Raw genomic sequence first — 19,231 nt, forward strand, 5'->3', positions numbered from 1 at the left:
AACGAGCTTCGCGGGCAATCCGTTTCAAAGCGGAATTGGCCTTTAACAAGCGGAGGGATAGCTGAGGCGGGGGCGCTCACTGTTCAGTCCGTGATTCCGGAGCCGTATGATGACGATCTTCCACCCGACCCGCCGTGGTGTCCGGCTGTTCAGCGCCCTGTGTCTCGGAGCCGGCATTTTGGCCGGCCCGCTTCCCGCTCACGCCGACGATAAATTCGACAAGCTGATCCAGAAGCTAATGCCGAAGCGGCTGCCCGCGGGCTTTGCCTCGGCCAACGGCCGGCTCGAATCCGAACAGGTCGAGATCGCCACCAAGCTGGCGGGCCGGATCGCCGAAGTTCTGGTGAAGGAGGGCGACGAGGTCGAGAAGGGCCAGCTTCTGGTGAAGATGGACGTCTCCGACATTCAGGCCCAGCTCCTTGCTGCCGAAGCGCAGGAGCGCCGCGCCGTGCAGAGCAAGGCGGTCGCTGAAGCGATGGTGCTGCAGCGGGAAAGCGAACAGAAGCTCGCCGCTCAGCAGCTCGGCCGCGCCGAAGCGCTGTTCGAAAAAGGTTTCTCCACCGCCGAAATTCGCGACCAGCGCCAGGCTGCGCAGAACGTCGCCGACGCGGCGCTGATCGCCGCGAAGGCGAGCCTCAGTGACGCCACGGCTGCGATCGATGCCGCTCGCGCCGAAGTGGCGCGGATCAAGACCGTGCTGGACGATATGCAATTGAAGGCACCGCGCCGCGGCCGCATTCAGTACAAGCTGGCGCAGGCCGGTGAAGTGCTCGGTGCCGGCTCCCGCGTGCTGACGCTGGTCGACCTCACCGACGTCTACATGACGGTGTTCGTGCCGGCGAGCGTCGCCGCCGCGTTGGCCTACGGCTCCGACGCCCGGCTGATCCTCGACGCGATCCCGCAATATGTGGTGCCGGCGAAGGTCACCTTCGTGGCCAGCGAAGCGCAGTTCACCCCGAAGGCGGTCGAAACCAAGGACGAGCGCGAAAAGCTGATGTTCCGCGTCAAGCTGACGCTGCCTCCGGACCTGCTGCGCAAATACGAGCGCGAGGTGAAGACCGGCGTGCGCGGGATGGCGTATTTGCGCACGGACAGCGACAAGCCATGGCCGGATAATCTGCAGGTCAAGCTGCCGCAATGACCGGCTTCGCCGCGCGTCTCACGCATGTCACTCACGCCTACGGCGCGATACATGCTCTGGACGACGTCACGTTGGAATTACCCGCCGGCAAGATGGTCGGCCTGATCGGGCCCGACGGCGTCGGCAAATCGACGATGCTGGCGCTGATCGCCGGCGTACGTCGGATCCAGAGCGGCGATGTGCTGGCGCTGGACGGCGACATGCGCGACGCGCGTCATCGCGCCGCCAGTGCGGCGCGGATCGCCTACATGCCGCAGGGCCTCGGCCGAAATCTCTATCCGACGCTGTCGGTGTTCGAGAACCTGGATTTCTTCGGCCGGCTGTTTGGCCAGGGTACGGCCGAACGCAAGGCACGCATCGCCGAATTGCTGCGCGCCACCGGCCTGTCGCCGTTCGGCGATCGGCCTGCCGGCAAACTCTCCGGCGGCATGAAGCAGAAACTGTCGCTGTGCTGCGCGCTGATCCACGATCCGGATCTGCTGATCCTCGACGAGCCGACGACCGGCGTCGATCCGTTGTCGCGCCGGCAGTTCTGGGAGCTGATCGATCGCATCCGCAAGCGGCGGCCGCAGATGAGCGTGCTGGTCGCCACTGCCTATATGGAAGAGGCCGAGCGGTTCGATTGGCTCGCGGCCCTCAACGACGGCAAGGTGATTGGTGCCGGAGCTCCGGCCGAACTGCGGGCGCAGACCAAGCAGCCGACACTGGATGCAGCCTTCATCGCGCTGCTGCCGGCCGAGATGCGCGCCGACTATGCCGACGTGGTGCTGCCGCCGTTGCCGAACAGCGGAGACGGCTACGCGATCGAAGCCGAGAACCTGACCTGCCGGTTTGGCGACTTCACCGCGGTCGACCACGTCAACTTCCAGATCAAGCGCGGCGAGATCTTCGGCTTCCTCGGCTCCAATGGCTGCGGCAAGTCGACCACGATGAAGATGCTGACCGGCCTGCTGACTCCGACCGAAGGCGAGGCGCGGCTGTTCGGTGAAGTGCTCGACGCGTCCGACATGGCGACCCGCAAGCGCGTCGGCTACATGTCGCAGAGCTTCTCGCTGTATTCCGAATTGACGGTGCGGCAGAACCTGCTGCTGCACGCGCAATTGTTCGAACTGCCGAGCGCGCAGATTCCCGATCGCGTCGCCGAGATGCTGGCGCGGTTCGATCTTGCCGATGTTGCCGACTCCCGGCCCGACAGCCTGCCGCTCGGTCTGCGCCAGCGGCTGCAGCTCGCGGTCGCGGTGATCCATCGCCCCGAAGTGCTGATTCTCGACGAACCGACGTCCGGCGTCGATCCGGTGGCGCGGGATTCGTTCTGGCGGATGCTGATCGGGCTGTCGCGCCAGGACGGCGTCACCATCTTCATCTCGACCCACTTCATGAACGAGGCCGAGCGATGCGATCGGATTTCGCTGATGCACGCCGGCAAGGTGCTGGCGGTCGGCGCGCCGCACGAGCTGGTCGAGCGCCGCGGCGCTGCCGATCTCGAGCAGACCTTCATCGCCTATCTGGAAGAGGCGACTGGGGTTCAACATGACGGTGAAGAGGACAGCTTCGCCGCGTCGCGCGAGGCGACGACCAAGCAGCACTGGTTCAACCCGGCGCGGCTCTGGGCCTACGCCCGCCGCGAGACGATGGAGATCCTGCGCGACCGGCTGCGGCTCGCTTTTGCGATCCTCGGCCCCTTGGTGCTGATGCTGACCTTCGGGTTCGGTATCTCGTTCGACGTCGAGAACCTGACCTACGCGGTGTACGACCAGGACAACACGCTGGAGAGTCGCGAACTTCTCGAGAGTTTCTCCGGGTCCCGATACTTCCAGCAGGCGCCGGATATCAAGTCCGCGGCAGACATCGATCGGCGGCTTGCCAGCGGCGAATTGAAGCTGGTGATCGAAGTGCCCCACGGTTTCGGACGCGACCTGTTGACCAACAAGTCGCCGGAAGTGGCGGTGTGGATCGACGGTGCGATGCCGTTCCGCGCCGAGACCATTCGGTCCTACGTCACCGGACTGTCGCAGGCCTATCTCGCCGAGCAGTATCGGCGGCATGCGATGGCGTCGCCGACCGCGCCGATCAATATCGAGACCCGGTTCCGCTACAACCAAGCGTTCAAGAGCGTGTACTCGATCATTCCCGGCGTGATTACGCTGATCCTGATGCTGATCCCGGCGATGCTGACCGCCGTCGGCGTGGTCCGCGAGAAGGAAGTCGGCTCGATCACAAACTTCCGGTCGACGCCGGTGACCGCGACGGAATTCCTGCTCGGCAAGCAGATCCCCTACGCGCTGCTGTCGTTCTTCAGCTTCGTGCTGTTGCTAGTCGGCGCGATCGTGATCTTCGGCGTTCCGGTCCGGGGCTCGGTGGTTGCACTGGTCGGCGGCGCGCTGCTCTACGTGTTCTCCACCACGGCGCTCGGCGTCCTGTTCTCGTCGTTCCTGAGCACGCAGATCGCCGCGATCTTCATCGTCGCGATCATCTCGATCATCCCGGCCGTCAACTTCTCCGGCCTGCTGGTGCCGGTATCGTCGCTGTCGCAGACCGGGCGGTGGTTCGGTGAGGCGTTCCCTGCCGCCTGGTTTCAGGAGGTCAGTATCGGCGCCTTCACCAAAGGCATGAGCTTCTGGATGCTGGCGCCGAACCTGCTGATCCTGTTCGGGTTTGGCTTGGTTTATTTGATTGGTGCGATCCTTGCGCTGCGCAAGCAGGAGGCGTGACGATGGGCTCGATGCTACGGCATATCTATCGCCTCACCGGCAAGGAATTGCGTAGCCTGTGGGCCGACCCCATCCTCCTCGGCTTCATCGTCTATGTGTTCAGCGTCGCCATCTACACGATCGCCACAGGCGCCAAACTGGAAGTCGAGGCCGCGCGAGTTGCGGTGGTCGACGAGGATCACTCCGAACTGTCGCGCCGGATCGCTGCCGCGATGCTTCCGCCGCTGTTCCGCGCCGCCGAACACATTGCTCCATCCGAAATCGATTCGGCGATGGACACTGGTCGCTACGTGTTTGTCGTCGAGATCCCGCCGAAATTCGAATCCGACGCGCTTTCTGGCAAAAACCCGACCGTGCAGATCGATGTCGACGCCACTGCGATGGCGATCGCCGGCAATGGCGCGGTCGATATCCAGAACATCGTGCTGAATGAAACCGCAGCTTACCTGCGCAAGGATTCCGGCTCATCCAAAGCGCCGGTCAATCTGGTGATGCACGCCAAGTTCAATCCGAACCTGAACTCGGCTTGGTTCACCTCGGTGATGCAGGTGATCAACAACATCGCGACGCTGTCGATCATTCTGACAGGCGCCGCGCTGATCCGAGAGCGTGAGCGCGGCACCATCGAGCATCTCCTGGTGATGCCGGTGAGGCCGCTTGACATCATGCTGTCGAAGATCATCGCCAACGGCGCGGTGATCATCATCGCCGCGCTGCTGTCGCTGCAGTTCATGGTGAAAGGCGTGTTGAGTGTGCCGATCATCGGCTCGGTGCCGCTGTTCACCTTCGGCATGGTGCTGTTTATGTTCTCGGTGACGGCGCTCGGTCTGCTGCTGGCGACTTACGCTCGCACGATGCCGCAGTTCGGCCTGCTGGCGATCCCGGTGATCGTTATTCTTTATCTTCTGTCCGGCGCCAGTACGCCGATCGAGACGATGCCGCCTTGGCTGCAGTTCGTTATGCAGTTCACGCCGAACACGCAGTTCGTCTCGTTCTCGCAGGCGGTGCTATACCGTGGCGCTGGCCTCGACCTGGTCTGGCGACAGCTTCTGGCGTTGCTCGTCATCGGCGTTGTCACGCTCGCGATCTGCCGCATTCGCTTCGCCAAGACCATCTCGTCCCAGGACTGACTTCGCCTTAGGCCGACCAGCAGTCCTGCTCTTCGCGATACGCCTGCTCGTTGAGGCGATCGGCGATATCGTCGGCGAGCTTCTTGCTCTTGGCTTCGGCGATCGGCTGGCCGTCGCTGGTCTTCAGCGCGGTCTGATCGGTTTCGATCGGGAAATCCTGCGGCTCGAGTTCCTTGCGTTCGCTCATGGCGGGTTCCTCCCGTCTTTCAACGCGCCACACCTGAAATCGGTTGCTTCCGGGGTTGAGCAGTTTTGTCCACATAATGGACGAGATCGCATTCAATTCGCAATAAATTGGACAAGTCCAAAATTCTTCCCGATACTTGGAATATGACTGAGACCGCGCGCATCCGCCCAACATTCATGCCCAGCCCCTCCGCCGAACCCATCCTCGCCGACAGCGCGAGCGATGGGGCGTTTGCGACGACGCTCGCGAAGGGACTTGTGGTGCTTGAGGCGTTCGAGGGCGGTGGGCTGCTCGGCAATATGGAGATCTCGGTCCGCACCGGGATTCCCCGGCCGACGGTGGCCCGGCTGACGCATACGCTCGCCGAGCTCGGTTACCTGAACTATGACGCGCGCATTGCCAAATACGCGGTGGGCGCTCGGGCGCTGCGGATGCTGCATCCGCTGCTTGCTGGTATGCCGTTTCGCCAGCTGGCCCGCCCGCTGATGCAGGATCTCGCCTACAGCGTGCGCGGCACCGTCTCGATCGGTCTGCTCGACGGGCCGTCGATGGTCTATGTCGAGACCGCGCGATCGGGCGACGTCGGGCCGCACACGCCCGACATCGGGATGCCGATTCCGGTGGTGCGAACCGCGATGGGCCGGGCGGCTGCATCGATCCTGCCGGAGGCCGAGGCCGCCAGGCTCGAACAGCAGCTCGAAGCCGCCGATGGCGCGATGTGGGCGAGCTATCGCGATCTCTTCCACGACGGGCTGCGGCAATGCGCCGAGCGGCAATTCTGTACCTGCTTCGGCGAATACCTGCCGGCGATCCATGCCATCGCGGCGCCGCTGTTCCGGCTGCGCGGCCGCTCGTTCGCGATCAATTGTGGCATCCCGGCGTTTCGACTGCAGCCGGGCCAGCTCGAACACGAAATTGGACCGCGCGTGCGTGCGCTGGCGGAGAGCATCCGCGCGCTCGTCGTGCATCCGGAGCCTGCTGCGCCGCGCGAGCGGCCGGCCAAAACCAATACGAGGTGAGACGACAATCACCTGCCGCTGCCTGGGCAGCGGCAGGTGCATGGTTGGACATCGCCTGCAGGGAGAGACACCCGAACGTCGCGCTGTGCAGGAGTTGCGGCCGCGTTCATGCTTGGACTGACGTCGCGCCAGCGGCGTCGAACCATAGGGAGGGACGCCATGCCGATCACCCGCCGCCTGCTACTTGCCGGCACAGCCGCGGCTTTCGCGGCTCCTTCATGGCCCGCGTTTGCTGCGTCCGAGTGGCCCGCCCGCATCGTCAAGACGATTTCGCCTTACGGCGCCGGCGGCGCCAACGACATCTCGCTGCGGATCATCAACGATTTCCTGGAGCGCGAGCTGCACCAGCAGTTCATCGTCGAGAACAAGCCCGGCGCCGGCACCCGCTTGGCCAACGAGATGGTCGCGCACAGCCAGCCTGATGGCTACACCTTCCTGTACGCCGCGGCGCCTTACGCCACGGCGGAGGCGCTGTTCGGCAAGCTCAACTATCAGCGCAGCGAATTGCGGCCGGTGGCGATGGCGGCATTCGCGCCGATCTTCCTGATCGTCAACGCCAAGTCCGACTTCAAGACGCTGCCGGATTTGATCGCTTACGGCAAATTGAAGCCGGAAGGGCTGACGTTTGGCTCGCCCGGGCCCGGTTCGCAGCCGCATCTTGCGGCCGAGCTGCTGTTCAAGACCGCTGGCGTCAAAGGCCTCAACGTGCCGCTGCGTGGCGATGCCGCGGCCTATACCGAACTGCTTGCTGGACGCGTCGACGCCACCTTCACGGCGATCAGCTCGGCATTGCCGCACATCCAGGCGGGGAATTTCCGTGTGCTCGGCGCCGGCTCGGCCCAGCGCAGCGCGATCTATCCCGACGCGCCGACGCTGGTCGAGCTGGGCTTCCCGCAGATCGTCGCCGCCGGCTGGTACGGCTTCATGGCGCCGGCTGCAACGCCTGCGCCCATCATCGACCGGATGCAGGACGCGGTGCTGCGGGCACTCGGCGATGCCGAGGTGAAGAAGAAGCTGATCGCTCAGGGCCTCGAAGCGCACGGACTGAATGGCGCCGAGTTCGCGGCCTTCATCGATGCCGAGACCGCGAAGTGGAGCCGGGTGATCGAGGAGGCCGGACTGCGAGAGAACTGACCGGACCGGCGCGATAACGCCGGCCGTCGCTGCGTCGTTGACGAGTGAAACGAGCTTTCCAGAGGTTCAACGTATGGAGTCTCGATTGCTTCGTCGCTTCGCTCCTCGCAATGACGGTGGACGTGCGGGAGGCAAGCTACCACATCGACGCCTTGGCGCGTTCTGGCCAGGCGCGGTCGTAGGCCTCGCCGCCGACGCGACCTTTGGTCATTGAAGCGAGGATTTCGCCGGGCGTCGGCAGCGATTCTTGTGCGACCTGCTTGCTCGGGTCCCACAGGCCCGAGCGGATCAGCGCGCGACCGCATTGGAAGTAGATTTCCTCGACCGTCATTACGATCACGGTACGCGGCGCCTTGCCTTCGACGTCGAACGACATCCGCAAGGCCTCGTCGGCGGTGACGTAGCCGCGGCCGTTGATGCGCAAGGCGTTGATTGAGCCGGGGATCAGCAGCATCAGCGCGATGCGCGGATCGCGCACCACGTTGCGCAAGGAATCGATCCGGTTGTTGCCGCGGCGATCCGGGATCAGCAGCGTGGTGTCGTCATGGACACGAATGAAGCCAGGGACGTCGCCGCGCGGCGAGCAATCGAGTCCTTCGGGTCCGACGGTGGCGAGCGCTGCGAACGGCGATTTCTCGATCAGCGTGCGATAGGGCGGCGTGATCCAGTGCGCCACCTTTTCGGTGGAGGCGTCGTTCGGCACGCCATAGATCGCCTCCAGCGCCTCGACCGTGTCGAGCGCAGGGAAGGCGGTGCGGCGGTCGTCAGGGCTGCGGGCGTCCATGGCGGATGATCTCCAACAAGTCTTGGGCGTGGGCGATCGGATCGCCGACATTGCTGATGGTGACGTCGGATTGCGCCGCAACGCTGCGCCCGACGCGCTCGGTGATGCTGCCGTCGCTGGCGCGGGCGCGCGCCGCGATCCGGGCGGCCAGCACCTCGGCCGGCGCCGTGATCAGCACGACGACGATATTGGCGTAAGCGCTGCGCGCTGGGTCGATCACCATCCGCGATACGTTGGCCACCACGGTGCGTCCGGCGCGGATGTCGTCGTCGAGACTGCGCGGCAGTCCGTAAGCGTGGCCGTGGGCGCGCCAAGACAGTGCGAAGTCGCCGGCGGCTTCGACGCGGCTGAATTCGTCCGGCGTGACCTGCAGATTGTCCTCGGCCGCGGAGGCTTCGCGGGTGACGACGCGGCGCGCAAACACGATCGCCGTATCGTCGGAGCAAAGCGAGCGGGCGGCATTGATCAGCGTGTCCTTGCCGGCGCCGGATGGGCCGACCACCAGCACCAGCCGCCCCGGGCCGATCAGTTTCGTCGTCTGCTCCGCCACCGCGATGTCGGTCATGCCACGCGCTGTCCTTCGCGCCAGACGCTGCGCACCGCCGGCACGTCATGCGCGACATGGACGCGGATCAGGTCGGCGCGCTTGCCCTTGGAGATTTCGCCGCGATCGTTGAGGCCGACCGCTTCGGCCGGTGCCTTGGTCACGGTGCGGATCGCGGCGGCAAGATCGATCGCCGGCGCGCGCATCGGCAATTGCAACGCCGCGATCAACAGGCTCGACGGGATGTAGTCCGACGACAGAATGTCGAGCAGTCCCTCGTGCGCCAGATCGATCGCCGCAATGTTGCCGGAGTGCGAGCCGCCGCGCACCACGTTGGGCGCACCCATCAGGATGTCGATGCCGGCCTGGTGCAGTTCGCGCGCCGCTTCCAGCGTGGTCGGGAATTCGGCGACCGCGACCCGGTCGCGGACTGCGTCGGCGACGTTCTCCGGCGTGGTGTCGTCGTGGCTCGCCAGCGGAATCTCGTAGCGATGCGCCAGCTCGACGATCGCCCGCATATTGGCGTCGGCGTAATTCTCCTTGCAGTACACCCGGCGTGCGAACATCACGTCGAGCTCGGCATCGGTCATGCCGGCACCCTTGCCGCGGTAGTAATCGCGCAGCTTTTCCTCGTCGCGGAACTGACGTTGGCCCGGCGTATGATCCATCAGCGACATCAGCCGGATGTCGGGGCGGTCAATCAGCTCCTTGGCCTCCGCCACCACGTTCGGCATCGGAATTTCACAGCGTAGATGCAGGAAGTGATCGGCGCGCAGCAGCTGCGCGTCGCGCGCCGTCGAGATCGCGCCGGCCAGCACGATCGCCTGGCCATCCACCTCCTCGGCACCTTCCTCGCGCCACACCCGGAGCGAGTCGAGCACCGTGGTGATGCCGCAGGTTGCGAGCTGACCGTCGTAGGACACCACGGCGGCGACCGGATTCCACTGCACTTTCGGCCGCGGCGTGTAGTGCGCCTCGAGATGATCGGTGTGCAGCTCGACGAGGCCGGGCATCACCAGATCGCCTTGCATGTCCTTGGCGCCGTTCGGCGCGTCGCCTTCGCCGATTTCCGCAATCACCCCGTCGGCGATCGCGACCCAGCCGTGTTCGATCACCCGGTCGGCCAGCACCAGCCGGGCATTGCCCAGCACCATCTCCTGCGAATTGTTCATGGTCTCGTTCATTCCATTGGTCATGCGGCGGCGGCAAACGAGGTGACGTCGACGATGCGGTCCGCGATGATCTCACGGATCTCGTCGTCGTGCACGATGGCGATGATCGCGGCGCCCTGCGCCTTGGTCTCCGCGATCAGCTCGACCACCACGGCGCGATTCTTGGCGTCGAGCGACGCGGTCGGCTCGTCGAGCAGCAGGATCGGCGTGTGCGAGATGAAGCCGCGGGCGATGTTGACGCGCTGTTGTTCGCCGCCCGAGAACGTCGCCGGCGGCAGCGTCCACAGCCGCTCCGGAATGTTCAGCCGGCGCAGCAGCACGCCGGCCTGTTCGCGCGCCGCCTCCCGGGCCGTGCCCTGCACGATCAGCGGCTCGGCCACGACGTCGAGCGCCGCGACGCGGGGGACGGCGCGCAAAAACTGGCTGACGTAACCGATGCTGCCGCGGCGCGCGGCGAGGATCTGCCGCGGCTGCGCGGTGGCGATGTCGAGCGTATCACCCTCATGGGCAATCCGGATCGCGCCGGAGTCGCAACGATAATTGCCGAAGATCATTTTCAGGATCGACGATTTGCCCGCGCCGGAGGGGCCGGACAGCACGACGCATTCGCCGGGTTGAACCTGGAAGCTGACGCCCCGCACCACCGGCAGCGTCACGCCGCCCTGCAGATGCATGACGAAACTCTTCTGGGCGTTGTCGACGACGAGAGCGGGAGTTTGGGTCATGGTCATCACGCCGGAAGGATCGAGGAGACGAGCAGTTGCGTATAGGGTTCGCGCGGATCGTCGAGCACCTGGTCGGTCAGCCCGGTCTCGATGACGCGGCCTGATTTCATCACCAGGATGCGGTGCGACAGCAGCCGCGCCACCGCGAGATCGTGGGTGACGACGATCGCGGCGAGCCCAAGTTCGGCCACCAGGCTGCGGACCAGATCAAGCAGCCGCGCCTGCACCGAGACGTCCAGTCCCCCGGTCGGCTCGTCCATGAAGACGAGGCGCGGATCGGTGACGAGGTTGCGGGCGATCTGCAGCCGCTGCCGCATGCCGCCGGAATAAGTGCGCGGCGCATCGTCGATGCGGCCGGTGTCGATTTCGACGCGCTCCAGCCAGTCGCTGGCGACGCTACGGATCTTGCCGTAGTGATTCCAGCCGACCGCCATCAGCCGTTCACCGACATTGGCGCCGGCCGAGACCGCCATGCGCAGGCCCTGCGCCGGGTCCTGATGCACGAAGCCCCAATCGGTGCGCAGCAGCAGCCGGCGTTCGGCTTCGCCGAGTTCGGCGAGATCGCGCAAGATGCCGTCGCGCATCCGGTAGGACACGCGACCGGCGCTCGGCGTCATCTGTCCCGACAGCATCTGTAGCAGGGTCGATTTGCCGGATCCGGATTCGCCGACGATCGCCAGCACTTCGCCGGGGAAGAGCTCGAACGACACGGCGCGACAGGCATCGATCCGGCCGTAGCGTTTCGACAGGCCATCGGCGATCAGCAGCGGCTGATCGGCCGCGGTGAAGGCGCCCGGTGCGGCGGACGAGATGCGGTCAAGCATGGACGCTCTCCATCGGTGCGGTTTCGCTGCCGGTGTGGCCCTGGGCGCGGCGGCCTTCGCAATAATCGGTGTCGGAGCACACGAACATCCGGGTGCCGGCGTTATCGGTGACGATCTCGTCGAGATAGGAATCGTCGGCGCCGCACAGCGCGCAGCAGCCGTCCTGGCGATACCGCGTGAACGGATGGTCCTCGAAATCCAGCGACACCACCTGGGTATAGGGCGGGATTGCGTAGATCCGCTTTTCGCGGCCGGCGCCGAATAGTTGCAGCGCCGGACAATTGTCCATCTTCGGATTGTCGAATTTTGGTGTCGGCGACGGATCCATCACGTAGCGGCCGGCGACCTTCACCGGGTAGGCGTAGGCGGTGGCGATGTGGCCGAACTTGGCGATGTCTTCGTACAGCTTGACGTGCATCAGGCCGTATTCGGCGAGCGCGTGCATCCGCCGCGTCTCGGTTTCGCGCGGTTCGAGATAGCGCAGCGGTTCGGGGATCGGCACCTGATACACCAGCACCTGGCCCTCGTGCAGCGGCGTCTCTGGAATCCGGTGCCGAGTCTGGATCACGCTCGCGTCCGGCGTCGACGTGGTGGTGGCGACGCCGGCGGTCTTGGCGAAGAACTTGCGGATCGAGATCGCGTTCGTGGTGTCGTCGCTGCCCTGGTCGATCACCTTCAGCGTATCGTCCGGGCCGAGGATCGACGCCGTCACCTGCACGCCGCCGGTGCCCCAACCATAAGGCATCGGCATCTCGCGGCTGGCGAACGGCACCTGATAGCCGGGGATCGCGATCGCTTTCAGGATCGCGCGGCGGATCATCCGCTTGGTCTGCTCGTCGAGATAAGCGAAGTTGTAAGTCGCCTCGGTCATTCCGCAGCCTCGCGCAGCTCGGGTTGGTCCTGGTTGAATTCGGCGCGCAGCTTGCGCAGCAGGCCGAGCTCGGACTGGAAATCGACGTAGTGCGGCAGCTTCAGATGCTCGACGAAGCCGGTCGCCTGGACGTTGTCGGAATGCGACAGCACGAACTCCTCGTCCTGCGCCGGCGCCTTGATGTCCTCGCCGAGTTCTTGCGCGCGCAGCGCGCGATCGACCAAGGCCATCGACATCGCCTTGCGCTCGCTCTGGCCGAAGGCGAGGCCGTAGCCTCGGGTGAAGCGCGGCGCCTCGGTCGCCGAGCCTTTGAACTGATTGACCATCTGGCACTCGGTCAGCGCCACGCTGCCGAGCGGCACCGCGAAGCCGGCGTCTTCTGCCTCGAAGAACACCTCGACTTCGCCGAAACGGATCTCGCCGGCGAACGGATGGTTGCGGCCGTAGCCGCGCTGGGTGGAATAGCCGAGTGCCAGCAGAAAGCCCTCGTCGGCGCGGGCGAGGTTCTGCAGCCGCAGGTCGCGTCCGGCTGGAAAATTCAGCGGCTCACGGGTGAGGTCGCCCACGGCTGCGTCGTCCGCGGCAACCGGTGACTCTTCGATCAGGCCGTCCTGGCGCAGGATGTCGGTCACCCGTGGCGTCGGTGCGTCACTGGCTTCCGCTGTCGCCGGCTCGGCCGGATCGCCGCCTTCGGCGAGCTGCGGATCGAGCAGCCGGTGGGTGTAGTCGAAGGTCGGGCCGAGGATCTGGCCGCCCGGAATGTCCTTGAAGGTCGAGGAAATGCGCCGCCGGACCGCCATTGCGCCGGTGTCGACCGGCTCGGACGAACCGAACCGCGGCAGCGTGGCGCGGAATGCCCGCACCAGGAAGATCGCTTCGATCAGATCGCCGCGCGCCTGCTTGATCGCCAGCGCCGCCAGCTCGCGGTCGTACAGCGAGCCTTCGCTCATCACCCGATCGACGCCGAGCGCGAGCTGTTCGGAAATCTGGTCGAGCGTCAGCTCCGGCACGTTACGCTTCCCGCGACGGGCATCGGCGAGCAGCCGGTGGGCATTGTCGATGGCGCGTTCGCCGCCTTTGACTGCGACATACATCGGTCAGCTCCCTTGGCTGAGGCGCGTGGTACGCGGGATCGCCACCACCTGGTCGCCGTTCACCAGCACCACGTCGAAGCCGCGCGGAAACAGCGCTGCGTTGATATTCAGGCGATCGAACAGGTCGACCGGCTGCAGCGATGCCTGCAGCAGCGCCTCGCCGTCGATGCCTGGACCGTGCAGCCGGAAGCTGGCGCCGGAGCCGAGCGCCTGCACTTGAATAATGAGTGTGGTCGACCGGTCCGGATATTCCGGCGTGCCGACCGCGAACCGCTCGAGCGGCAGCAACACTGAGCCGTCCCCGATCAGCGCGAACGCCGCGGAGGAGGGATCGCCGGTCAGCGGCGCACCGGTGTGAAACTTCAGCCACTGCGCCACGGTGCCGTCCGCCGCGATCGTCTCGTCGAGCCAGATCGGCGTGTCGTGATCGAACAGCGTCAGCGCCAGTGCGGCGCTGCCGTGCATCAGCGGCGCCGGTGTGCCGGCTTCGACGCTGATGCGTTGGATGCGGCCGGGCCGCGCCATCGCTTTCATCACGGCGCGGAAGGTCGATTGCGCCCCGAGCACCTTGTCGGCAAAGCCGGCGGCAAGTTCGGTGGTGGTCATGGTCAGCCCTCGCCTCGCACCAGCGTGTAGAAATCGACCTTGGTGGCAGCCGTCTGGGCCGCCTTTTCGGCGCGAGCGGCTTCCACCTCGGTTCGCAGCGGCGCGATCACCTCGGCCTCGACCGCAGCCGAATAGTCCGCCGATTGCAGCAGCGCGTCGCACAGCGCGATCAGCTTCGCCTTGGTCCGATCTCGGCCCAGCGTGTAGCCGAGCCCGACCTCGCCGCTGGCGAGCCGCACCGCAGCGCGCGACACCGTCGCCTCGCCGACATTGAAGGCGGCGCCATCGCCGCCGATCCGGCCGCGCAGCATCACCAGTCCCTGTTCCGGCTCACGGAGCAGCGTGAAGGCCGGCGGCGCCAGGGCGCCGACGCGCGCGTCGATCGCTGCGGTATCCGACGCAGCCAACACCGCCATCGCGGCGCGGCGCCGCGCGATCGCAGCTTGTTCGGGGAGGTTCGTGGTTTCGGCGTGCATCGCCATTGCCCAGTTCAAGTTGTCTATGTTAATAGACAACTTGATAGAGGCACAATGTGAAAACTCGATGACGACGAATTCCGTGGCGATGATCACGAAAGCGTTCCGGTCATGACCGCCGAAGCACTCTCTTCAGGCGTCGCGCTGTGGCGTCAGGTCGCCGACGGCATCGAGCTGGCAATTGCCGACGGCCGCTATCTGCCCGGCGGCAAGCTGCCGGGGGAGACCGAGATTGCCGAGAACTACGGCGTCAACCGCCACACCGTGCGGCGGGCGCTCGCGGCGCTGGCGGAGCGTGGATTGGTGCGCGCCGAGCGTGGCAGCGGCACCTTCGTCCGCAGCCGGCGGATCGCTTATCCGCTGCGCACCCGGACGCGGTTTTCCGAAATCATCAATGCAGGAGGGCGCGAGCCGCGCGGTCAATTGATCGCCGCGGAGCGCGAGGCCGCGACCGGCGCGTTGGCCGGCCAGCTCGATCTCGACATCGGCGCGCCACTGTTCCGGATCGAGGCGCTGCGATCGGCGGATGGCGTGCCGATCAGTCGCGGCACGACCTGGCTGTCGGCGGTGCGATTTCCCGATGCGCCCAAGGTGTTCGCGGCGAAACGCTCGATGACCAAGGTGCTGGCGCATTACGGCATCAGCGACTATCGCCGGCTGTCGACCCGGATCACCGCCTCGGTGGTCGATGCCGCCGATGCGGCGCGGCTCGATCTCGCGGCCGGACGGCCGGTGCTGGTGGTGGAGAGTATCGACGTCGCTGCCGACGGCACACCGCTGCTGACCTCCCGCGCCCGCTTCGCCGCTGAGCGGGTCGAGTTCGTGATCGAGCCGGATTAGCCGGCGTTGAGGCCGCGATGACTATCCGCCATTGCCGGTGGCGAGCACGATGGCGGCATTGATGGCGATGCTGACGATCATCAGCGCGCCGAGCAGCAAGCTCGAGCGCCACGCCTTCTGCGCCCGGACGGTGGCCCTGCGATTCCGCCCGCTATAAATCGCACCCTGGCTGTACATGCTCGATCCTCCGTGTCGTTCGGGACTTGCCGAACGCAACGGAAAGATCGGCCGATCGGCATAAAGGATCGAGAGGCCGACGACTGCGTTCTGATAGGGGCGACATAAAGAAATGGGTCGGGATCGATCCGCACGCGCATCAGTGGCTATCCAACCGCCTTTCGGCCGATGATCGCGAAGCGCAGCTTGCTGGAGATCCAGTCGATCGCTGCCACGGTGACCAGGATCATCAGGATCAGGAACGACACCTTCTGCCACTCCAGCACGCGGATCTGCTCGGCGAGCTGCAATCCGATGCCGCCGGCGCCGACGATGCCGATGATGGTGGCGGAGCGCGTGTTGGATTCGAAGAAGTACAGCACCTGGCTGGCCAGGATCGGGACCACCTGCGGCAACATGCCGAAGCGGACGCTGTGGACGTGCGAGCCGCCGGTCGCCTTGACGCCTTCGCTCGCCTTTTCGTCGGCGGCCTCGAAGGCCTCCGAGAACAGCTTGCCGAAATTGCCGAAGTCCGAGCACATCACCGCCAGAATCCCGGCGAACGGGCCGAGCCCGACGACGCCGACCCAGATCAGCGCCCAGATCAGCGTGTCGACGCCGCGCACTGCGTCGAGCAGGCGCCGTGTCAGCAATTGCAGCGGGCGGATGCGTAGCACGTTGCGCGCCGCCAGGAACGACACTGGAAACGCCAGCAATGCACCGCCGAGCGTGCCGAGAAAGGCGATCGCCAGCGTTTCGCCCATCGCGTGCAGATAGACTTGCGCGAGCTGCCACGATCCCGGATCGGGTGGCAGCATCAGGCCGAGAAATTCGATCAGACGGCCGATGCCGCTGAATAACCTGTCAAACGGGATCTCGAGACGGATCAGGCCAAACACGAAGATGGCCGCGGCCAATGTCAGGCCGCCGATCAGCTTGGCGCGGTTGATCCAGTTGGGACGGAAGTGTTCGGGAAAGCGGGCGGCGATGCCGGCTTCGTCGCCGAAGCTCAGGGTGCGGCGGGCGGTGCTCATCGTCGCTCCTGGCCGATCAGGCGGCGGCGCACGCCTTCGGTGAAATAGTCGATCGCCATCACGGTGACGATGATCAGCAGCAGGATGGCGCTGACGTCGCTGTAATAGAACTTGCGCACCGCTTCGATCAGGTCCTGACCGATGCCGCCGGCACCGACGAAGCCCATCACGGCCGCGCCGCGGACATTGATCTCGAACCGCAGCAGCGCGTAGCTGACGAAGTTCGACAGCACCTGCGGCACCACCGCAAACCGGACCATCTCGAACCAATCACCGCCGGACGACACCACGCCTTCCAGCGGCTTGTCGTCGATGTTCTCGACGACTTCGGCGAACAGCTTGCCGAGCGCGCCGGCGGTGTGAATCGCGATCGCCAGCACGCCGGGCAGCGGGCCGAGCCCGAACGCCAGCACGAACAGCAGCGCGAATACGATCTCCGGCACGGTGCGGCAGAATTCAAGGAAGCGGCGGGTGACGAAGACCAGCGTGCGCGAACGCACCAGATTGGCCGAGGCGAGAAAGCACAGCGCGAAGCCGGCGAGCGCCCCGAGCAGCGTGCCCACATAGGCAATCAGGATGGTGTCGAGCAGCAACCCGGTCCACCGCTTGATGCCCCAGAACCAGTCGGCGAGGTCGGTCCACAAGGTTGCGAGCGCGAGCTTCGGCGCGATCGAAATGAAGTAGGACGGAAACCGCCAGAAATTATCGGCCAGCTTGACCAGATTGACTTCGCCCATCCAGGCGGCCGCGGCGATCGCGGCGATCAGGATCGCGCCGCCGAGCGCCAACCGACGCCGCTTCGCCGCTACCGCCGCGTCGTAGTGATCGGCGAGGGCGCGGAGCTGCGGTTCGGGAAGTTCTGTGACGGCTGCCTGCATTCGGTTGTCCGACATGACGACGTGGGCGACCGGTGGGCCGCCCACGTCCGATGATGTGCTGGGATGCGTCAGGACTTCGACTTACGCAGGCTGTCGACGAACTTGATTAGCTCGACCACCGGCTCGTAGTCCTTGTGGCTGGTCGCCGCATAGGGCTTGGCCTTGCCTTCATAGATCTTGTTGAAGGTTTCCGGATCGTTGGTGGCCAGATCGAGCACCGCCTTGCGGATCGCCGCCTTGAGGTCTTCCGGCAGGTCCGACAGATAGGCCATCGGCGAGTTCACGATCAGGTCCGACTTCAGGATGATGCGGAAGTCCGCGGCCTTGACCATGCCCTTGCGGTCCATCCGCAGCAGGTTGGATTCGTCCTCGGTGTTCCACCAATTGAACGCCGCATCGCAGGTGCCCTGGGCGACCCCGATCACCGCGTTCTCATGGCTGCCGGCGTAGATCACCTTGGCGAAGAACTTGTCGGGATCAATCGACATCTTGTTCATCATGAAGCGCGGCACGTTGTTGCCGGAGGTCGAATTCGGGTCGACCAGGCAGAGATTCTTGCCCTTGAGATCTTCGATCTTCTGGTAGGGCGAGTCCTTCTTCACATACAGCACCGAGTGATAGCCCTTTGAGCCGTCACCGTTGACCTCGATGGCGAACGGCTCGACCTTGGCACCGACCAGATAGGCGCGGGCGTAGGACGCCGGGCCATACATGCCGATGTGGATGTTGCCGGCGCGCTGGCCTTCGATCACCGCCGCATAGTCGTTGGCGATGCGCAGCTTCACCGGCACGCCGAGCTGCTTGGTGAGGTAGTCGGTCAGCGGGGTCCAGCGGGTGGTGGTGCCCGAGGCGTTCTCGTCCGGGATCTTGCCGAACACCAGCTCGGGATATTTCGCCTTCCAGTCCTGCGCCGGCGCGGCGTGCGCGGTGAACGCCAGCGCGGCAGCGGCGGCGACGAGAGTACGGAGCTTGATCATGAGGTTTCCTGTCTCTTCAGTCGGTGAACGGTCGAAACACGGCGACCGCACGCGGACGCGCCGCGGGCGGTGCCGGATAGGGAAAACGGCGAACGATCGCCGCCGGGATCAGGCCACGGCGACGCCGGCCAATGCGGGGGCGGGAAGGCCGTGCGGAACGTGCGGCGCTGCGCCGAGCACTTCGTCGGCTTCGAGATCGTAAAGTTCGCGCGCGATCTGATCGGTGAGCGCGGCCGGCGCACCGTCGAACACCACGCGGCCCGAGGCCATGCCGATCAGCCGGTCGCAATAGCTGCGGGCGAGATCGAGCGAATGCAGATTGCACAGCACGGTGATGCCGAAGTGCTTGTTGATGCGCAGCAGCGCATCCATCACGATCTTGGTGTTGCGCGGGTCGAGCGAGGCGATCGGCTCGTCGGCGAGCACGATGTCCGGCTGCTGCACCAGGGCGCGGGCGATCGCGACGCGCTGCTGCTGGCCGCCGGAAAGCTGGTCGGCGCGCTGCGCCGCATAGGACGCCATATCGAACTGATCGAGCGCCGAGATCGCAAGGGCGCGATCCTGCTCCGGCCACATTTGCACCAGCGAGCGCCACGACGGCACTTCGGACAGCCGGCCCATCAGCACATTGGTCAGTACGTCGAGACGGCCGATCAGGTTGAACTGCTGAAAGATCATCGCCGAGCGTGCGCGCCATTGTCGCAGTTCGCGGCCCTGCAGCGCGGTCACATCGACGCCTTCGAACAGGATGCGTCCCTCGGACGGCTCCGCCAGCCGGTTCAGCATGCGTAGCAGGGTCGACTTGCCCGCGCCGGATCGGCCGATCACCCCGACGAAGCTGCCGCGCTCCACCGAAAACGATGCGCCATCTACGGCGGCTTTGCTGCCGAAACGGCAGGTCAGACCCTCAACTACCAGCATGCGCTGC

At 65.5% G+C, this 19,231-nt stretch carries 21 protein-coding genes; 6 read left to right on the plus strand and 15 right to left on the minus strand.

Features of this window, described 5'->3' with window-relative positions; genetic code table 11:
• Window positions 1-109: 109 nt before the first annotated feature.
• Genes LRC39_RS03505 through LRC39_RS03515 form a run of 3 tightly spaced genes read left to right on the plus strand, consistent with a single transcriptional unit; the run spans window position 110 to window position 4,982 of the window.
• Window positions 110-1,141 carry an HlyD family secretion protein gene (locus LRC39_RS03505; protein WP_107357381.1) on the plus strand — a complete coding sequence of 344 codons (1,032 nt, stop codon included), beginning with the start codon at window positions 110-112 and terminating at the stop codon, window positions 1,139-1,141.
• Window positions 1,138-3,852 carry a ribosome-associated ATPase/putative transporter RbbA gene (gene rbbA, locus LRC39_RS03510; protein ID WP_346296347.1) on the plus strand — a complete coding sequence of 905 codons (2,715 nt, stop codon included), beginning with the start codon at window positions 1,138-1,140 and terminating at the stop codon, window positions 3,850-3,852. The genes LRC39_RS03505 and rbbA overlap by 4 nt, the downstream gene beginning before the upstream one ends.
• 2 nt (window positions 3,853-3,854) lie before the next feature.
• Window positions 3,855-4,982 (plus strand): ABC transporter permease, encoded by a 1,128-nt coding sequence (locus LRC39_RS03515; RefSeq protein ID WP_346296348.1) that lies wholly within the window; start codon window positions 3,855-3,857, stop codon window positions 4,980-4,982.
• Window positions 4,983-4,989: 7 nt separating this feature from the next.
• Here LRC39_RS03515 and LRC39_RS03520 read toward each other — a convergent pair whose 3' ends face one another.
• Window positions 4,990-5,169, minus strand: coding sequence for a hypothetical protein (locus LRC39_RS03520; RefSeq protein WP_107342872.1), 180 nt, complete (start codon window positions 5,167-5,169; stop codon window positions 4,990-4,992).
• A 143-nt stretch (window positions 5,170-5,312) separates the two neighbouring features.
• Between LRC39_RS03520 and LRC39_RS03525 the strand changes: the two genes are divergently transcribed.
• Window positions 5,313-6,188: an IclR family transcriptional regulator gene (locus LRC39_RS03525; RefSeq protein WP_346296349.1), complete on the plus strand. Its 876-nt coding sequence runs from the start codon at window positions 5,313-5,315 to the stop codon at window positions 6,186-6,188.
• A 159-nt stretch (window positions 6,189-6,347) separates the two neighbouring features.
• The gene (locus LRC39_RS03530; RefSeq protein ID WP_346296350.1) at window positions 6,348-7,322 is read left to right on the plus strand and encodes a Bug family tripartite tricarboxylate transporter substrate binding protein; all 975 of its coding nucleotides are present in this window, start codon (window positions 6,348-6,350) and stop codon (window positions 7,320-7,322) included.
• A gap of 136 nt (window positions 7,323-7,458) precedes the next feature.
• On the opposite strand, the gene LRC39_RS03535 is transcribed toward LRC39_RS03530, so the two are convergent.
• Genes LRC39_RS03535 through phnG form a run of 9 tightly spaced genes read right to left on the minus strand, consistent with a single transcriptional unit; the run spans window position 7,459 to window position 14,418 of the window.
• Window positions 7,459-8,106, minus strand: a complete 648-nt coding sequence (locus LRC39_RS03535) for a pyridoxamine 5'-phosphate oxidase family protein (protein ID WP_346296351.1) — start codon at window positions 8,104-8,106, stop codon at window positions 7,459-7,461.
• Entirely contained in the window at window positions 8,087-8,671 is a 585-nt protein-coding gene (phnN, locus tag LRC39_RS03540) for a phosphonate metabolism protein/1,5-bisphosphokinase (PRPP-forming) PhnN (RefSeq protein ID WP_346296352.1), read from the minus strand. The genes LRC39_RS03535 and phnN overlap by 20 nt, the downstream gene beginning before the upstream one ends.
• Window positions 8,668-9,834: an alpha-D-ribose 1-methylphosphonate 5-triphosphate diphosphatase gene (locus LRC39_RS03545; protein WP_430624920.1), complete on the minus strand. Its 1,167-nt coding sequence runs from the start codon at window positions 9,832-9,834 to the stop codon at window positions 8,668-8,670. The genes phnN and LRC39_RS03545 overlap by 4 nt, the downstream gene beginning before the upstream one ends.
• Before the next feature lie 8 nt (window positions 9,835-9,842).
• Complete coding sequence (gene phnL / locus LRC39_RS03550; RefSeq protein WP_164605178.1) at window positions 9,843-10,553, minus strand: phosphonate C-P lyase system protein PhnL; 711 nt, start codon at window positions 10,551-10,553, stop codon at window positions 9,843-9,845.
• Window positions 10,553-11,371, minus strand: a complete 819-nt coding sequence (phnK, locus tag LRC39_RS03555; protein WP_346296353.1) for a phosphonate C-P lyase system protein PhnK — start codon at window positions 11,369-11,371, stop codon at window positions 10,553-10,555. Before phnK ends, phnL begins: the two co-directional genes overlap by 1 nt.
• On the minus strand, window positions 11,364-12,242 hold the full coding sequence (locus LRC39_RS03560) for an alpha-D-ribose 1-methylphosphonate 5-phosphate C-P-lyase PhnJ (protein WP_263990517.1): 879 nt from the start codon (window positions 12,240-12,242) through the stop codon (window positions 11,364-11,366). Before LRC39_RS03560 ends, phnK begins: the two co-directional genes overlap by 8 nt.
• Window positions 12,239-13,336 (minus strand): carbon-phosphorus lyase complex subunit PhnI, encoded by a 1,098-nt coding sequence (locus tag LRC39_RS03565; RefSeq protein ID WP_346296354.1) that lies wholly within the window; start codon window positions 13,334-13,336, stop codon window positions 12,239-12,241. The genes LRC39_RS03560 and LRC39_RS03565 overlap by 4 nt, the downstream gene beginning before the upstream one ends.
• 3 nt (window positions 13,337-13,339) lie before the next feature.
• The gene (phnH, locus tag LRC39_RS03570) at window positions 13,340-13,942 is read right to left on the minus strand and encodes a phosphonate C-P lyase system protein PhnH (RefSeq protein WP_346296355.1); all 603 of its coding nucleotides are present in this window, start codon (window positions 13,940-13,942) and stop codon (window positions 13,340-13,342) included.
• Window positions 13,943-13,944: 2 nt separating this feature from the next.
• Window positions 13,945-14,418, minus strand: a complete 474-nt coding sequence (gene phnG, locus LRC39_RS03575; RefSeq protein ID WP_346297469.1) for a phosphonate C-P lyase system protein PhnG — start codon at window positions 14,416-14,418, stop codon at window positions 13,945-13,947.
• Window positions 14,419-14,529: 111 nt separating this feature from the next.
• Between phnG and phnF the strand changes: the two genes are divergently transcribed.
• Window positions 14,530-15,258, plus strand: coding sequence for a phosphonate metabolism transcriptional regulator PhnF (gene phnF / locus LRC39_RS03580; protein WP_011156263.1), 729 nt, complete (start codon window positions 14,530-14,532; stop codon window positions 15,256-15,258).
• A 21-nt stretch (window positions 15,259-15,279) separates the two neighbouring features.
• Here the strand turns inward: phnF and LRC39_RS03585 are convergent, their stop codons facing one another.
• From LRC39_RS03585 to phnC, 5 genes are all read right to left on the minus strand, one after another.
• On the minus strand, window positions 15,280-15,435 hold the full coding sequence (locus LRC39_RS03585) for a hypothetical protein (RefSeq protein ID WP_263990520.1): 156 nt from the start codon (window positions 15,433-15,435) through the stop codon (window positions 15,280-15,282).
• 146 nt (window positions 15,436-15,581) lie between these two features.
• The gene (gene phnE, locus LRC39_RS03590) at window positions 15,582-16,448 is read right to left on the minus strand and encodes a phosphonate ABC transporter, permease protein PhnE (protein WP_264054193.1); all 867 of its coding nucleotides are present in this window, start codon (window positions 16,446-16,448) and stop codon (window positions 15,582-15,584) included.
• Entirely contained in the window at window positions 16,445-17,326 is an 882-nt protein-coding gene (phnE, locus tag LRC39_RS03595; RefSeq protein ID WP_346296356.1) for a phosphonate ABC transporter, permease protein PhnE, read from the minus strand. The genes phnE (LRC39_RS03590) and phnE (LRC39_RS03595) overlap by 4 nt, the downstream gene beginning before the upstream one ends.
• 68 nt (window positions 17,327-17,394) lie before the next feature.
• The gene (gene phnD, locus LRC39_RS03600; RefSeq protein ID WP_107342884.1) at window positions 17,395-18,303 is read right to left on the minus strand and encodes a phosphonate ABC transporter substrate-binding protein; all 909 of its coding nucleotides are present in this window, start codon (window positions 18,301-18,303) and stop codon (window positions 17,395-17,397) included.
• A gap of 108 nt (window positions 18,304-18,411) precedes the next feature.
• The gene (gene phnC, locus LRC39_RS03605; RefSeq protein ID WP_107342885.1) at window positions 18,412-19,224 is read right to left on the minus strand and encodes a phosphonate ABC transporter ATP-binding protein; all 813 of its coding nucleotides are present in this window, start codon (window positions 19,222-19,224) and stop codon (window positions 18,412-18,414) included.
• Between the last annotated feature and the right edge of the window lie 7 nt (window positions 19,225-19,231).

Source organism: Rhodopseudomonas sp. P1 (assembly GCF_039642825.1).
Taxonomy (GTDB): Bacteria; Pseudomonadota; Alphaproteobacteria; order Rhizobiales; family Xanthobacteraceae; genus Rhodopseudomonas; species Rhodopseudomonas palustris_H.